This window comes from Sphingomonas plantiphila, from assembly GCF_046000505.1.
GTDB classification, from domain to species: domain Bacteria; phylum Pseudomonadota; class Alphaproteobacteria; order Sphingomonadales; family Sphingomonadaceae; genus Sphingomonas; species Sphingomonas plantiphila.
On the sequence record NZ_JBELQC010000003.1, the window covers coordinates 195,456 to 211,017 of the forward strand.

16 protein-coding genes and 1 tRNA gene are annotated in these 15,562 nt (G+C 65.6%); 14 read left to right on the forward strand and 3 right to left on the reverse strand.

Annotation, left to right across the window (positions count from 1 at the left end):
- The first annotated feature begins 17 nt into the window (after nt 1-17).
- The 7 genes from ABS767_RS15895 to ABS767_RS15925 all read left to right on the forward strand — a co-directional run bounded on the left by ABS767_RS15895 (nt 18) and on the right by ABS767_RS15925 (nt 7,040).
- Nucleotides 18-338, forward strand: coding sequence for a ribbon-helix-helix protein, CopG family (locus ABS767_RS15895; RefSeq protein WP_408080127.1), 321 nt, complete (start codon nt 18-20; stop codon nt 336-338).
- On the forward strand, nt 335-703 hold the full coding sequence (locus tag ABS767_RS15900; protein ID WP_408080129.1) for a type II toxin-antitoxin system VapC family toxin: 369 nt from the start codon (nt 335-337) through the stop codon (nt 701-703). The genes ABS767_RS15895 and ABS767_RS15900 overlap by 4 nt, the downstream gene beginning before the upstream one ends.
- A 15-nt stretch (nt 704-718) precedes the next feature.
- Nucleotides 719-2,542, forward strand: a complete 1,824-nt coding sequence (glmS, locus tag ABS767_RS15905) for a glutamine--fructose-6-phosphate transaminase (isomerizing) (RefSeq protein ID WP_408080131.1) — start codon at nt 719-721, stop codon at nt 2,540-2,542.
- 75 nt (nt 2,543-2,617) lie between these two features.
- Nucleotides 2,618-3,811, forward strand: coding sequence for a tetratricopeptide repeat protein (locus tag ABS767_RS15910; RefSeq protein ID WP_408080133.1), 1,194 nt, complete (start codon nt 2,618-2,620; stop codon nt 3,809-3,811).
- An 83-nt stretch (nt 3,812-3,894) separates the two neighbouring features.
- Nucleotides 3,895-4,572 carry a vWA domain-containing protein gene (locus tag ABS767_RS15915; protein WP_408080135.1) on the forward strand — a complete coding sequence of 226 codons (678 nt, stop codon included), beginning with the start codon at nt 3,895-3,897 and terminating at the stop codon, nt 4,570-4,572.
- Nucleotides 4,573-4,581: 9 nt separating this feature from the next.
- The gene (locus ABS767_RS15920; protein WP_408080137.1) at nt 4,582-5,364 is read left to right on the forward strand and encodes a PP2C family serine/threonine-protein phosphatase; all 783 of its coding nucleotides are present in this window, start codon (nt 4,582-4,584) and stop codon (nt 5,362-5,364) included.
- Complete coding sequence (locus tag ABS767_RS15925; protein WP_408080139.1) at nt 5,361-7,040, forward strand: hypothetical protein; 1,680 nt, start codon at nt 5,361-5,363, stop codon at nt 7,038-7,040. Before ABS767_RS15920 ends, ABS767_RS15925 begins: the two co-directional genes overlap by 4 nt.
- 23 nt (nt 7,041-7,063) lie before the next feature.
- On the opposite strand, the gene ABS767_RS15930 is transcribed toward ABS767_RS15925, so the two are convergent.
- Both ABS767_RS15930 and ABS767_RS15935 read right to left on the reverse strand, forming a co-directional pair.
- Nucleotides 7,064-7,137, reverse strand: a tRNA-Gly gene (locus tag ABS767_RS15930).
- A gap of 167 nt (nt 7,138-7,304) precedes the next feature.
- A complete protein-coding gene (locus ABS767_RS15935; RefSeq protein WP_408080141.1) occupies nt 7,305-7,640 on the reverse strand; it encodes a winged helix-turn-helix transcriptional regulator in 336 nt (111 codons plus the stop codon).
- A gap of 177 nt (nt 7,641-7,817) precedes the next feature.
- On the opposite strand from ABS767_RS15935, the gene ABS767_RS15940 reads away from it, so the two are divergent.
- Both ABS767_RS15940 and ABS767_RS15945 read left to right on the forward strand, forming a co-directional pair.
- Complete coding sequence (locus tag ABS767_RS15940) at nt 7,818-8,696, forward strand: SDR family oxidoreductase (protein ID WP_408080143.1); 879 nt, start codon at nt 7,818-7,820, stop codon at nt 8,694-8,696.
- A 93-nt stretch (nt 8,697-8,789) separates the two neighbouring features.
- Nucleotides 8,790-9,137: a hypothetical protein gene (locus tag ABS767_RS15945; protein ID WP_408080145.1), complete on the forward strand. Its 348-nt coding sequence runs from the start codon at nt 8,790-8,792 to the stop codon at nt 9,135-9,137.
- Nucleotides 9,138-9,185: 48 nt separating this feature from the next.
- On the opposite strand, the gene ABS767_RS15950 is transcribed toward ABS767_RS15945, so the two are convergent.
- Nucleotides 9,186-10,523 (reverse strand): MFS transporter, encoded by a 1,338-nt coding sequence (locus ABS767_RS15950; protein WP_408080147.1) that lies wholly within the window; start codon nt 10,521-10,523, stop codon nt 9,186-9,188.
- 135 nt (nt 10,524-10,658) lie between these two features.
- On the opposite strand from ABS767_RS15950, the gene cyoA reads away from it, so the two are divergent.
- The 5 genes from cyoA to ABS767_RS15975 are packed head-to-tail and all read left to right on the forward strand — an operon-like array spanning nt 10,659 to nt 15,559.
- Nucleotides 10,659-11,843, forward strand: a complete 1,185-nt coding sequence (gene cyoA / locus ABS767_RS15955) for a ubiquinol oxidase subunit II (RefSeq protein WP_408080149.1) — start codon at nt 10,659-10,661, stop codon at nt 11,841-11,843.
- Nucleotides 11,844-11,849: 6 nt separating this feature from the next.
- On the forward strand, nt 11,850-13,871 hold the full coding sequence (gene cyoB / locus ABS767_RS15960) for a cytochrome o ubiquinol oxidase subunit I (RefSeq protein ID WP_408080151.1): 2,022 nt from the start codon (nt 11,850-11,852) through the stop codon (nt 13,869-13,871).
- Nucleotides 13,868-14,488, forward strand: a complete 621-nt coding sequence (gene cyoC / locus ABS767_RS15965; RefSeq protein WP_408080153.1) for a cytochrome o ubiquinol oxidase subunit III — start codon at nt 13,868-13,870, stop codon at nt 14,486-14,488. The genes cyoB and cyoC overlap by 4 nt, the downstream gene beginning before the upstream one ends.
- Nucleotides 14,488-14,856, forward strand: a complete 369-nt coding sequence (gene cyoD, locus ABS767_RS15970; RefSeq protein ID WP_408080155.1) for a cytochrome o ubiquinol oxidase subunit IV — start codon at nt 14,488-14,490, stop codon at nt 14,854-14,856. The genes cyoC and cyoD overlap by 1 nt, the downstream gene beginning before the upstream one ends.
- A gap of 10 nt (nt 14,857-14,866) precedes the next feature.
- Nucleotides 14,867-15,559: an SURF1 family protein gene (locus ABS767_RS15975; protein ID WP_408080157.1), complete on the forward strand. Its 693-nt coding sequence runs from the start codon at nt 14,867-14,869 to the stop codon at nt 15,557-15,559.
- Nucleotides 15,560-15,562 lie beyond the last annotated feature (3 nt).

Here is a 15,562-nt window from a genome sequence, read left to right on the forward strand (position 1 = left end):
ATGATATCAATATATCAATGACCCGCATCCTTGCCGATTTGCCTGATGAGGACATCAAATGGCTAGACCAGCGCGCTGCCGAGCTGGGCAAGTCACGCGCGTCGGTGCTGCGGGAGGCCGTTTCCGCTTATCGCGCCGATGACGTCAGGGATGGAATCGAGCGGTATTTCGGCATCTGGAAAGGTCGTACCGATATCGGCGATGCGGTCGACTGGCAGCGACGATTGCGTGCCGAGAACACGCGCCCTTGGGACGCGGATTACTGGGAAGTTCGCGCCGAATTTCCCGACCTGTTCGACGAGGCGGATGACCGCGAAGCCGAACGGTACCGCAAGTGAGCGAAGCTGTCTTCGACTCCAACATTCTGATCGATACACTCAATGACGTCGCCGAAGCCCAGGCGGAGTTGCTGCGATACAAGCGTCGGTACATCAGCCGAATGACATGGATCGAAGTGCTTACGGGCGCCCTGCCCGATGACGGCGATCGCGCCGAAGGTTTCATGCGCCACTTCACCGTGATCGAAGTGAACGAGGAAATTGGCCGTCGTGCCGCCGTGCTACGATCCGAACGCAAGCGGCTGAAGCTTACGGACTCGATCATCTTGGCGTCGGCTCAGATCTCGGGCCGGATCCTCGTCACCCGCAATACGAAGGATTTTCCGGCGAACATGCCGGGCATCCGCGTCCCCTATACCCTCTAGCGTCGAGAGCAGACCATGTGTGGAATCGTTGGAATTCTGGGCCGCGAAGATGTCGCCGACCGCCTGCTCGATGGTCTCAAGCGGCTCGAATATCGCGGCTATGACTCGGCGGGGATCGCGACGATCGTCGATGGCGGCATTCAGCGCCGTCGTGCCTCGGGCAAGCTGGTCAATCTGGGCAAGGTTCTCGCCGAAAGCCCGCTGCCCGGCACGGTCGGTATCGCCCATACCCGCTGGGCGACGCATGGCGGTCCCACCACCAACAACGCCCATCCGCATGCGACCGGTGAGGTCGCGCTGGTCCACAACGGCATCATCGAGAATTTCAAGCCGCTGCGCGAGGAACTGCTGGCACGCGGCCGCACGTTCGAAAGCGAGACCGATACCGAGATCGTCGCGCATCTGGTGAGCGAACAGGTCGAGGCCGGGCTCGATCCGGTCGCGGCGGTCAAGGCGGTGCTGCCGCGCCTCCATGGTGCCTTCGCGCTCGCGATCCTGTTTCGCAGCCATCCCGACATGCTGATCGGTGCGCGGCTCGGCTCGCCGCTGGTCGTCGGCTATGGCGAGGACGAGACCTATCTCGGCTCCGACGCGCTCGCGCTCGCGCCGCTGACGCAGCGCATCTCCTATCTGGAGGAAGGCGACTGGGTCGTGCTCACCCGCGAGGGCGCGCAAGTTTATGACATCGAGAACAATCCGGTCGAGCGGCCGATCGTCAACTCGGGCGCATCGGGCCAGCTGATCGACAAGGGCAACCATCGCCACTTCATGGCGAAGGAAATCTACGAACAGCCGATCGTCGTGGCGCAGACGCTGCGCGGCTATCTCCAGCGGCTCGAGGAGGAAGTGACGCTTCCGATTCCCGAATTCGACCTGTCCGCCATTCGCCGCGTCACCATCGTTGCGTGCGGGACGAGCTACTATGCCGGCATGGTCGCCAAATACTGGTTCGAACAGTTCGCGCGCGTCGCGGTCGATATCGATGTCGCCAGCGAATTCCGCTACCGCGCGCCGGTGATGGAGCCGGGTGGCCTGATGATCGTCATCAGCCAGTCGGGCGAGACCGCCGACACGCTCGCCGCGCTGCGCCACGCCAAGGTCGAGGGACAGACGATCGCCGCGGTGGTCAACGTGCCGACCAGCACGATGGCGCGCGAGGCGGACCTGCTGCTCCCCACCCATGCCGGGCCGGAGATCGGCGTCGCATCGACCAAGGCATTCACCTGCCAGCTCGCGGTGCTCGCCGCGCTCGCCGCCAATCTCGCCAAGGCCAAGGGCCGGATGACGCGCGACGAGGAGAAGGAGATCGTCCTCCATCTCGCGGAAGCCCCGGCAGCGCTCAACGATGCGCTCAGCCGTGACGAGGCGATCGAGGCGATGGCCGGCGCCGTCGCCGGTGCGCGCGACGTCCTCTATCTCGGCCGCGGCACCGACTATCCGCTGGCGATGGAGGGCGCGCTGAAGCTCAAGGAGATCAGCTATATCCATGCCGAGGGTTATGCCGCGGGCGAGATGAAGCACGGGCCGATCGCGCTGATCGACGAGAACGTGCCCGTCATCGTCATCGCGCCGAGCGGTCCCTTGTTCGAGAAGACTGTCAGCAACATGCAGGAAGTGCAGGCGCGCGGCGGCAAGGTGGTGCTGATCTCGGACGCCGAGGGGATCGCGGCGGCGGGCGACAATTGCCTCGCGACGATCAAGATGCCCCGGGTCCACCCGCTGATCGCACCGATCGTCTATGCCGTGCCGGTGCAGCTTCTCGCCTATCATGTCGCGGTGGCGAAGGGCACCGATGTCGATCAGCCGCGCAACCTCGCCAAATCGGTCACGGTGGAATAGACTCCCGGCCAATGCCCCGCGCTTGACCGGTCGCCCGTGGCGGGCGAGGCGGGTGCATGGCGATTGGAGACTGATGTGACCGCGTATCTCATTTCCCTGGCCGCTGCGCTCGCCGCGGCTCCCGTCCAGGACAAGGCCCCGGATCGGACGGCGCAGGACGACACCCAGGTCATCGTCATCACCGGCCAGGTCGACAGCGCCCGCAAGGAATATGAAGCGTGCCTAGCGCGCAAATGCCCGCCGCTGGAGGACATGGCGGCATCGCTGCGCTACGCCGAGGCGCTGTTCGTCGAGGGCGAGTATCAGGACGCCCGCGGCGTGCTACGCGGTGCGACGGGACGCAATCGCAGCCATGCGCAGGCACATCCGCGCGAGGTGTCGGCCCTCTATCGCGCCGCATCGCGCATCGCCGCGCATCTGGGCGAAGGCCAGGAATATGAGCGGCGCGCCCATGGCATGGTTCGCGCGCTCAAGGCCGGGCTGCCCGAAGCCGCCCCCGAAGTTCTGCTCGCACAGATCGAGGTCGCGCGGACACAGACCAGCCTTGGAAATATTCCGGCCGCCATCGCGGTGCTCGAGGCGGCGCATAACGTCGCCGAGCGTTCGGGCCAGAAGGCGGTGCAGGGGATCGCGGCCGTTCGGCTCGCCGCGCTGGTCCACCTGCGCGGTGGGCGAAGCGATGCGCGCAAATTGCTGGCGCCGCTCCTCGAATGGGATGAGCCGGCGATGTCCCAGATCCGCCTCGCCGCCCGTATTCTCTCGGCGCGGTTCGATCGCGCCGAGGGCAAGCCCGACAATGTCGATGCGCTGATCGCGACGCTGCGCACTCAGCCGGGGCAGGCGCCGATGCTGCTCAAGATGGAGCCGCTCGACATCGAATGGTACGATCCGCGCACCGCGCGCCAGGCGGTCGGCGAGGCGACGACGGTCAAGGTCGAGCATTGGAACGAGCCCAAGGTCGACAAGCGCTGGGCGGACATCGGCTTCTGGGTGCGCCCGGACGGAAGCGTCGACGATATCGAGGTGCTGCGCGACAGCAATGCGTCGAAGGACTGGATCGATCCGGTGATCGCGCAGGTCAAGAGCCGTGTCTATGCCAAGTCCAGCGCGGCAGACGGGCCGGGGACGTACCGCGTCGAGCGCTTTACCCTGACCGCGCTCTGGGGCACCGTCACCGGAACCCATCGTCGCGTGCGCGAGCCCCGCTTCCGGGTCGAGCGACTCGACATGACTGCGGAACCTGCACCGTCGAAGGACAATGGGGGCTAGCGGGCGACTTGCCCGTCGCGGTTATTCGGGCCATAGTTTCCGCGAGCGATTAGCGCCGTTTCGGCGCCAATTCGGAGGGCCGAGTGAATCTGATCCCCGACGTCGCGCTGGCGGATAATACCAGCCAGCGATTGCCCTGCGTCGTCATTCTGGACGGTTCCTCCTCGATGGCGGAGGGCGGCGCGATCGAAGCGTTGAACGAAGGACTCCGGCTGCTCGAATCCGATCTCAAGGCCGACGATGTCGCGCGACAGCGCGTGCGCATCCTGGTGTTGCGGATCGGCGCTCCCAACGATGTTCAGGTGGTGACCGACTGGGTCGACGCGATCGATTTCGAGGCGCCGGAGATCGAGGCGAATGGGACCACCCCGCTCGGCCTCGCGGTGCATCGCGCGCTCGACGAGATCGAGGCCGAGAAGGAGCGCTATCGCGACAACGGTATTCCCTATAACCGGCCGTGGCTGTTCATCCTCACAGATGGTGAGCCGACCGACCTGGGCTGGGAACGCGCGGCCGCCGAATGTTGTGCCGCCGAAGAGGCAGGGCGCGTCAGCGTGTTCGGTGTGGGGGTCGGCGACGCGGGTCTCGACAAGCTTGCGCGCTTTTCCACCCGCCAGCCGCTCCGGCTCAAGGGTCTCGCCTTTCGCGAATTCTTCCTTTGGCTCAGCCGCAGCGCGCGGGTGGGGTCGCAGGCGGCACCGTCTGACGCGATCCAGATGGCCGCTCCGTCCGACTGGGCGGTGGTTCCAGGACGGGGCTGAGCGCGGCCGATGAAACCGCACTGGCGATTTGTCGGAACGTCAGTAGCGGGGCCCAGCCATGCCGCCGCGGGCCAGCCATGCCAGGACAGCCATCGCATCAAGACCACCGCGAACGGCGCATTGATCGCGGTCGTCTCCGACGGAGCGGGGTCGGCGCTATATGGCGGTGAAGGCGCAGCGACGATTTGCAAGCGCGTGATCGCGCATCTGGAGCCGGCGCTGGACTGGGGGCTGATGTGCCGCAGCCCGTTCGGCCAGCTGGCATCGGCTTGTCGCGCCGTCCGCGACGCGGTGATCGACGCGCGGATGCATCTCGCCATGGCAGCGCAGGATCGCGGCGTGGGGATCAATCACTTTCACGCCACGCTGGTCGGCGTCGCGCTGGTGCCTGGACGAGGGGGATTGTCCTTTCATATCGGTGACGGTGCTGCGCTCGCGCTTGCCGACGATTGGCGCTGGCGATTGTCGGCGCCTGCCAATGGCGAATATGCCGACACCACCTATTTCTTCACCGAGCCCGACTGGCGCACGCATCTGCGGTTCGCGCGGATCGATCCGGGGTTCGAAACGGTGTTCGTGATGACCGACGGCGTCACCGATATCGCGCTTCAGCGGCGCGGCGGCGCGAGCGAGCCGCATCGGCCGTTCTTCGAGCCCATCGCCCGGTTCCTGGCGGATGCGAGTTCCGAGGATGGCGAGCGCGCCTTGCACGCGACGCTCGACAGCCCTGCCGTGCGCAGCCGCACCACCGACGACAAGACGCTGGTCTGGGCCAGCATGCGCGCGGGATGAGCGGCGTCACCTTCTTCGCGGGACAGGACCCCGGCGCGCGTCGCATCCGGCTCGGCGAGCGGCTGGGAGAGGGCGCTGCCGGCACTGTCCACACCGTGCGCGGGCAAAAGGGCGTGGCGGCCAAAATCTATCATCCGGGCAAGGGCCTCGACGGGCTCGAGCGCAAGATCGACGCGATGCTCGCGCGCGCGCCCAAACTGCCCCCCGTCGATCACGAGGGGGTCGCCTATCCCCAGATCGCATGGCCTCAGGGCAAGCTCTATGACGGGCGGGGGAAGTTCGCCGGCTTCCTGATGCCCGAAATCGATTTTTCGCGCTCGACCAGCCTGGTGAACCTGCTCCAGCGGTCGAGCCGCCGGGCGGAGGGGCTGTCCGACTATTATGGCTATCGCGTCCTGGTCGCGCGCAATCTCGCATCGGTGTTCGCCCAGCTCCACGGCGCTGGGCATCACATGATCGACATGAAGCCAGCCAATCTGCGCTTCTACCCGGCGCTCAGCTGGATGGCGGTGGTCGATGCCGACGGGTTCAGCATCGCCGGCCGCAGCCGCCGCCTGCCCGCCGATCAGGTCAGCGACGAATATATCGCGCCCGAAAGCTGGCGGCGAAAGCCGGCCGAGCTTGGCGAACCGCAGGATCTGTTCGGGCTGGCGGTCATCATCTTTCAGCTGCTCAACAACGGCCTCCACCCGTTCGCCGGGAGCGGCGACGCGAGCCAGGCGAGCGACCTGCAAAGTCGCGTGCTCGCCGGGCTGTACGGCTATGGCCTGACACGCGTCGACGGCGCGCGTCCGGGCGCTGCGAGCATTCACAAGACGTTTCGCCGGTCGACGCGCATGTTGTTCGACCGCGCCTTCACCACGACCGACGATCGCCCGAGCGCGGCCGAATGGCGCGATCATCTCGACGGGCTCGTGGGGATGCTGATCCCGTGCGAAGCGAAGCCGCTCGAGCATGCGCATTTCGGCGGCGGCTGCGGCTTTTGCGCCCATGAAGCGCGGTTGCTGTCGGCAGCGGCCACCCATCGCGAGCGCGAGCGGCGGCGCGCCAGCGCGCGGGCGGCCGCCCGGCGCCCGGTGCCGCTGCACGGTTCGGGAACTCCCGGTGCGCCGTGGCCGGGCGCCGTCCGGCGGGGCGGCGGAGCGAGCGCCGCCCCGTGGGGGTCGCATCCCGGCACCGCAGCGGGATCGGCGACACCCCGTCCGGGTTCGCGGGTGGCCGCCCTGGTCTCGATCCTGCTTCCTCTCATGGCGCTCAGCGGAGTGATCGGCGGTGCGGCAAGCTTTTCGCGGGACAATCGCGGCGCGAACGTGGAGTCGCTGGACGACGCGTTCGCTATGGAATCGAGCGACATCCTATCGACCGCGCCCGTATCGCTGGAGGCGAGCGAAGGCGAGGCGGCCGTCGCGTCTGACGGATGCGCATCGCTGTCGGGGTGGATCGAAAGACGCCTGTGCGAACGGCCCCAGCTCGCGGCTGCCGAACGACAGGTCAGCGCTCAGTTCGATCGCGCCGCAGCGCGCCGTAGCGGCTGGTCGCGACGTGCGCTCACCGACGAGCATCTGCGCTGGCTCGAACAGCAGGGGCGGTGCGTGCTGATGCCGGACCCCGATCCCTGTCTCGCGAAAAGCTACGCCGAGCGCCTGGCCGTTCTGCAGGAGCGCGAAGCAAGCTGAGTCGAAACGGGTCGGCGCGGCGCTGGAGCGGGTGAAGGGAATCGAACCCTCGTCGTAAGCTTGGGAAGCTTCTGCTCTACCATTGAGCTACACCCGCATTTCAAGCGCCTGACGCCTGATGCCGCAGGCCCGTGCGGGCGTCTGACAGCGACGGCTCGATTGCCACCAAAGCCGCAGATGGTCAACGCACATGTTCGAGCCGAGCACAACCGGGCTCGATCGAGCGCAACCCTAGTCGTCGGTTGGCCTCATCGCGGCGTTTCGTCACGCAGGCGGCGAGGCGGAGTTCGATCCCTCACCCCGCCGTCGTACGATCGTGGCGACCTCGGCGTCGTGATCGGTCCCCCATTCGCAGAGCGGCGCGAGGCGCAGAGCCAGGCTTTGACCGAAATCGGTCAGTTCATATTCGACATGCGGCGGAACGGTCCGGAAATCGATACGGCGAATGACGCCGTCGTCGGTCAGTTCCTTCAAATGCTGGATCAGCATCTTTTCGGTGACGTTGGTAACCAGCCGGCGGAGTTGACCGGTGCGCTTCGGGCCCTCGGCGAGGTGGTACACGATCAGTGGCTTCCACTTTCCGCCAAGGATAGCGAGCACCGCTTCCAGGCCACATCGGAAGTTTCGCCCCGTCATGAAGTCTCCGAAATCCGACACTTACAAAATAGTCTGTACTGTAATTCAAGTCTGCCTCTGCTTACGTCGGTTCGAGGGCGATGTCCACGAACCGCGGCGTAACCGCGCCGCATCACTCTCAACGAGCGGAAGAAAGATTTCATGCCAAAGATCCTCGTCACGGGCGCGACCGGCAACATCGGCCGCCTGACCCTCGAACATCTTCTGAAGCGGGTATCCGCCACCGATATCGTCGGGCTTGCGCGCGATCCGGGGAGAGCAGCGGATCTCGCTGCCAAGGGAATTGAGGTGCGCCGAGGCGACTATTTCGATTCCGAGGGGCTCGTGCGCGCCTTCGACGGAATCGAAAGGATCATGCTCGTCTCGACCACGGCCTTTACCGATCGCAATGTGCAGCACGAAAACGTCATCGACGCGGCGAAACAGGCCGGTGTCCGGCACATCGTCTACATGCCGATCATCCGCAATGGCGGATCGACCTTCCGCCTGCCGCAGGTCACCGAGGAGGATCGGTTCGTCGAGGAAAGGCTGCAGAACTCGGGCCTCGATCACACATTTGTCCGTCATCCCCCATTCCTGGAGAATTTGGAGACCTATATCGGTGGCAATCCCCTGGAGAAAGGCGTGCGCACGCCCGAAGGGTCGGGCAGAGCAGGATATGCCAGCCGTAACGATCTGGCCGAGGCGCAGGCGGTCGTGCTGAGCGAACGCGGCCATGAGGGAAAGGATTACGCGTTGTACGGTGACCCGGCGGTCTCCTTTCGCGACATCGCGCAGATCCTGTCGGATGTCAGTGGCAAGCCGATCCCGCTCAGAACGGTTTCGGATCGCGACTATATCGCCAATCTCATGGAAGCAGGCCTGCCCGAGCCTGCCGCCAGCTTTGTCCGGCTCTGGGTCAAGGGCGTTGCCGCTGGCGAATGGGACGGCCAGACGGGCGATCTCGAGCGACTCCTCGGTCGCAAGCCGATGACCCCGGTCGAATATCTGCGCGCCCGCTATGCCGACCGCGAAACCTGACCTGCGGGGATCTGTTCGGATTCGCGATGTCGCGCGGGACGTGTGGAGCAGCCCTCACCCGCCGACCATGGCCCAACAGTGAAAGGAAAAGCGATGAAAGTCCTGAGATTCGAACCCGCCGATGCCATGTTCGAGCGCTCGCCCGGACAGGATGCCGATATTTTCGCCGCGAACCTGGCGGATCAACGGCAAGGGGGCCCGGTCACCGTCGGATATGGCAAATACGGCCCCGACCAGGTCCTGGAGACCGATATCGTCGTCGACGATGTGATGGTGGTGCTGGAGGGGCGGATTTCGGTCGAATCCGGTGGCGAGACCCTGACCGCTGGACCCGGCGAGATCATCTACATGCCCAAGGGGAACGCCGTGAAAATCCGCTCGCATGCGCACGGGGCTCTGACCGCCTATGTGACCTACCCCCACTGGTCGGAGGCGGAGTAGCAGCGCGCGGAACCCGCGCGGCGCCACCCTCCCGGCCAAGCGCAGCGGTCAATCGATGGTGCGCGCCAGTTCGCGATTGAGCCACAGTGCGACCAGCGTGCCGACCGCGCCGGAGAGCAGATAGGCGCCCGCCGCCAGCAGGCCGAACTGCGCGGACAGCCACAGCGCCGCCAGCGGTGCGAAGCCGGCGCCGAACAGCCAGGCGAGGTCGGACGTGAGCGACGATCCGGTATAGCGATGGCGCTGATGAAAGCTGGCCGACAGCGCGCCCGACGACTGGCCGAACGATAGGCCGAGCAGGACGAAGCCGAGCAGCATGAACGCCGCCTCGCCCGCTTCGCCCATTTCCAGCAATTGCGGCGCGAACCCGCTGAACGCCGCGATCGCGGCGGCGGTGGCGGCCAGGACGGTGCGACGTCCGACCCGGTCGGCGAGATATCCCGACGCGACGATAGCGCCGACGCCGAGCGCTGCGGCGACCGCCTCGATCACGAGAAATCGGACCGGCGATTCCTCTGTGTACAGGAACACCCAGGACAGCGGGAACACCGTGACCATGTGAAACATCGCGAAGCTGGCGAGCGGAGCGAAGGCGCCGAGGATGATCGTGCGCCATTCGGAGCGCATGGTGTCCAGCAGGGGCGCCGGCTGCAGCGCGCGGTTTTCGAACAATTCGGCATATTCGGGCGTCACGACGATGCGCAGTCGCGCGAACAGCGCCACCACGTTGATCGCGAACGCGACGAAAAACGGGTAGCGCCAGCCCCAGGACAGGAAGTCCTGCGCCGGCAGCACCGCGATCAGGAACATGAACAGCAGGCTGGCGACGATCAGGCCGAGCGGCGCGCCGAGCTGCGGGATCATCGCATACCAGCCGCGCTTGCCCTTGGGGGCGTTGAGCGCGAGCAGCGATGCGAGCCCGTCCCACGACCCGCCCAGCGCAACGCCCTGCCCCATGCGGAACAACGCGAGCAGCAACGCCGAGCCAATGCCGATCGTCTCATAGCCGGGCAGGAACGCGATCGCCGCGGTCGACCCGCCGAGCAGGAACAGCGCGATGGTTAGCTTGGCGCCGCGACCATAAGCGCGGTCGATCGCGGTGAAGATCAGCGTGCCGACCGGCCGCGCCATGAAGGCGAGCGCGAAGATCGCGAAGGACCATAGCGTCCCCTGCAGCGGGTCGAGGTGCGGAAACACCAGCGCCGGGAAGACCAGCACAGACGCGATGGCATAGACGAAGAAATCGAAGAATTCGGACGTCCGTCCGACGATGACGCCGATCGCGATCTCGCCCGGATCGATCTTGTGATCGCTCGCCGCGCCATCGGTATTGACCGCGCGCGCATCGCGCTCGGCTTCGGTCGTCGGGACGGTTTCGGCGGTCATTCGGCGTTCCTGCATCTGCGTCGGACGGGGAGAGCGACCTTCCCGCACGCTCAACGCACTGCACCCTAATCGCGTAACGGGGGATTGGACAAAATGTCCAATGGGCCAGCGCCATCCCGCGGCCTAGGCGGAACCATGGCCAAGAACCTGCCCACAGATCGCCTTCGCCTCCGGCCCTTGATCGCCCTTGCCCTGTTGCCACTGCTCGGCGGGTGCGGTCTCGTGGTGCTCGACCCGGCGGGGGAGGTGGCGCGCCAGCAGGGCAATCTGGTGATGATCTCGACCGCGCTGATGCTGTTGATCATCCTCCCGGTGATGGCGCTGACGGTGTTCTTCGCATGGCGGTATCGCGCGTCGAACACGGAAGCGACCTACAAGCCCGACTGGGACCATTCGACCCAGCTCGAACTGGTGATCTGGGCCGCACCGCTGCTCATCATCATTTGTCTCGGCGCGCTGACATGGGTCGGCACGCACCTGCTCGACCCCTATCGCCCGCTGGCCGCGCCCAAGGCCGAGGCCCCCGGTGCGCCGGTGCCGGATGCCGAGAAGCCGCTGGAGGTCCAGGTCGTCGCGCTCGACTGGAAATGGCTGTTCATCTATCCCGAACAGGGGATTGCGACGGTCAACGAATTCGCCGCTCCCGTGGATCGCCCGATCCGTTTCCGCATCGCCTCCTCTTCGGTGATGAACAGCTTCTACATCCCCGCGCTCGCCGGCCAGATTTATGCGATGCCGGGCATGGAAACGAAGCTGCACGGCGTGTTCAATCAGACCGGTGCGTTCACCGGCTTCTCCGCCAATTACTCGGGCGCGGGATTCTCGAACATGCGCTTCGCCGCGAAGAGCCTGGAGCGGGATGCGTTCGACGCCTGGGTCGCACAGGCGAAGGGGCAGGGGACGCCGCTCGATCGCGCGACCTATCTCAAGCTCGAAAAGCCGAGCGAGAAGGAGCCGGTGCGCCGCTTCGCGCAGGTCGAGCCGAACCTGTTCGAGCAGGTCGTCAACCTGTGCGTCGAGCCGGGCAAGATGTGCATGCACGACATGATGGCGATCGACGCACGCGGCGGGATGGGGCGCGATGGCATCTACAACGTCCGCGATCTCGCCTATGACAAGTTCGCCGCGCGCGGCACGCTACCCACCCTCGATACCCGCTATGTCGCCGCGATCTGTACCACGCCGATGGTGCCGGCGATCGCGCCCGATCCCAAGCCGATCGACAGCGCCCCGCTGACCGGCGCGGGCCTGTCGCGCGTGCGTCAGTCCACGCCGTCGCGCACCGCCATGTCCGACCTTCCCGCCCTTCCCGAAAGCTGAAGCCCCGTGTCCGATCTCACCGCGCATCCCGCCCCGTCGGTCGATCCGATCTTCGGCCGCCTGTCGCTCGACGCGATCCCGATTCACGAGCCGATCCTGATCGTCACCTTTGCGGTGGTCGCGCTCGGCGGCCTCGCCATGCTGGCGCTGCTTACCAAATACCGCCTGTGGGGCTATCTCTGGAAAGAGTGGTTCACCAGCGTCGACCACAAGAAGATCGGGATCATGTACATGATCCTGGGCCTCGTCATGTTCCTGCGCGGCTTTGCCGATGCGATCATGATGCGGCTGCAGCAGGCGATGGCGTTCGGCGGGTCCGAGGGGTATCTCAACGCCCACCACTACGACCAGATCTTCACCGCCCATGGCGTGATCATGATCTTCTTCGTGGCGATGCCGTTCATCACCGGCCTGATGAACTATGTTGTCCCGTTGCAGATCGGCGCGCGCGACGTCAGCTTCCCGTTCCTTAACAATTTCAGCTTCTGGATGACCACGGCGGGCGCGGTGCTGTGCATGATCTCGCTGTTCATCGGTGAGTTCGCGCAGACCGGCTGGCTCGCCTATCCGCCGCTGTCTGGGATCGCCTACAGCCCCAATGTCGGCGTCGACTATTATATCTGGTCGCTGCAGATCGCGGGTGTCGGCACGACATTGTCCGGCATCAACCTGATCGTCACCATCCTGAAGCTGCGCGCGCCGGGGATGGGTCTGATGAAGATGCCGGTGTTCACCTGGACGTCGCTGTGCGCCAACATCCTGATCGTCGCCAGCTTCCCGGTGCTGACCGCCGTGCTCGCGCTGCTCGGGCTCGACCGCTACGCCGGGACCAACTTCTTCACGAACGACTTCGGCGGATCGTCGATGATGTATGTGAACCTGATCTGGATCTGGGGCCATCCTGAGGTCTACATCCTGATCCTGCCGCTGTTCGGCGTGTTCAGCGAAGTGACCTCGACCTTCTCCGGCAAGCGGCTCTTCGGCTATACCTCGATGGTCTACGCCACGGTGGTCATCACCATCCTGAGCTACATCGTCTGGCTCCACCATTTCTTCACCATGGGCTCGGGCGCCAGCGTCAACAGCTTCTTCGGCATCACCACCATGGTGATCTCGATCCCCACGGGGGCGAAGCTCTTCAACTGGCTGTTCACCATGTATCGCGGGCGCATCCGCTTCGAGCTGCCGATGATGTGGACCATCGCCTTCATGCTGACTTTCGTCGTGGGGGGCATGACCGGTGTGCTGCTCGCGGTGCCGCCGGCCGATTTCGTGCTCCACAATTCGCTGTTTCTGATCGCGCACTTCCACAACGTCATCATCGGCGGCGTGCTGTTCGGCCTGTTCGCCGCGATCAATTACTGGTGGCCCAAGGCGTTCGGGTTCAAGCTCGACAAGAAATGGGGCCTCGTCTCCTTCTGGTGCTGGGTGGTCGGCTTCTGGCTCGCCTTCATGCCGCTCTACATTCTCGGCTTGATGGGGGTGACGCGGCGGATGCGGGTGTTCGATGATCCCTCGCTGCAGATCTGGTTTGTCATCGCCGGCATCGGCGCGGCGGTGATCGCGGTCGGCATTGCGGCGATGCTGGTCCAGTTCGCGGTCAGCATCTGGAAGCGTGAGGAATTGAAGGAGGAAAGCGGGGATCCCTGGGGCGGCCGCACGCTCGAATGGGCGACCAGCTCGCCCCCGCCCGAATATAACTTCGCCTTCACCCCGCGCATCCACGACCTCGACGCGTGGTACGACATGAAGAACCGCAACGCCGGACGTCCGGTCGAGGGGTTCCGCGACATCCACATGCCGTGCTCGACCGGGGCAGGGGTGATCCTTGCCGGGATCAGCCTGGTGATGGGCTTTGCGCTGGTGTGGCACATCTGGTGGCTGGTGATCGCGGCGTTCGTCGCGCTGATTGCCACGGCGATCGTCCACACTTTCAACTATGACCGCGACTTCCACATCCCGGCGGCGACCGTCACCAAGGTCGAGGAAGCGCGCACCCGCCAGCTCGCCGCCGGAGCCGCCGCATGACCGCCGTGACCGCAGATAACGAAGCCCCCGTCTTCTACGAGCTGGACGAGCATCCCCACCCCGAGGGGCACAGCACGATGCTGGGCTTCTGGATCTATCTGATGAGCGACTGCCTCATCTTCGCGATCCTGTTCGCCTGCTATGCCGTGCTCGGCGGCAATTACGCGGCGGGGCCGGGGCCGAAGGACCTGTTCGACCTCAAGCTGATCGCGCTGAACACCGCGATGCTGCTGTTCTCGTCGATCACCTATGGTTTCGCGATGCTGTCGATGCAGCTGGGGAAGGTGCGCGCGACGCAGGGCTGGCTCGCGGTCACCGGGTTGTTCGGCCTCGCCTTTCTCGGCATCGAACTCTACGAGTTCGCGCACCTGATCCACGAAGGCGCGACGCCGCAGCGCAGCGCCTTCCTCTCGGCCTTCTTCACCCTCGTCGGCACGCACGGCCTGCACGTCACATTCGGCCTCGTGTGGCTTATGACGCTGATGGTGCAGCTGGGGCGCAAGGGGCTGATCCCCGCCAACCAGCGCCGCGTCGCGTGCCTCGGCATGTTCTGGCACTTTCTCGACGTCATCTGGATCGGCGTCTTCACCATCGTCTATCTCATGGGAATGCTGTGATGAGCGACCCCCACGCCCATGACGGCCATCACGCCGTCGCCGAGCTGCCGCACGCGACGTTGCGCGACTATGTGATCGGCTTCGTCCTGTCGGTGATCCTCACCGCCATCCCGTTCTGGCTGGTGATGACGATGCCGCTCAGCGCCGGGGTGACCGCGGCGGTGATCATGGGCTTCGCGATCGTCCAGATCGTCGTCCACATGGTGTTCTTCCTGCACATGACGCCCAAGGCGGAGGGCGGCTGGTCGCTGACCTCGCTGGTGTTCACGATCATCGTGATCGTCATCATGCTCGCCGGGTCGCTATGGGTGATGCACCACCTCAACACCAACATGATGCCGCAGCATATGGAGCAGCAGATTCCGTGACGGGCCTTTCGTGACTCGGGGCCGCGCCGTCCTCGCGGCGCTGCTGCTGGTCTGCGCGCTCGGCTTTGTCGCGCTCGGCGTGTGGCAGGTCGAGCGGCGCGCGTGGAAGCATGCGCTGATCGATGCGGTGACGTCGCGCAGCACTGCCGGGCCGGTCGCGGCGCCGGGGCCGAGCGTCGAACCTCAGCCCTACCGCCGCGTGCATGTTACCGGCCGCTTCCTCCACGACCGCGAGACTTTGGTCCGCGCAGTCAGCAATCTGGGTAGCGGCTATTGGGTCGTCACCCCGCTCGATAACGGGGGCTTCACCGTCCTCGTCAATCGCGGCTTCGTGCCGCCCGAGCGCCGCGATCCGGCGACCCGCGCGGCGGCGAACGGGGCAGGGGAGGCGCGTGTCACCGGCCTGATCCGGCTGACCGAGCCGGGCGGCGGCTTCCTCCGCAGCAACGACCCCGCGTCCGGCAACTGGTATTCGCGCGACGTCGCCGCCATCGCCGCCGCGCGCGGAGTGACCGACGCCGTGCCCTATTTCATCGATGCCGATGCCGCCCCCAACCCCGGCGGCTGGCCGCGCGGCGGACTGACCGTGCTGCGCTTCTCCGACAATCACGCCGTCTATGCGCTGACCTGGTTCGCGCTCGCCCTGATGTCGCTGGCCGGCATCTGGCTGGTGTTGCGCAAACGGACCGATCGGCCGAAATAGGGG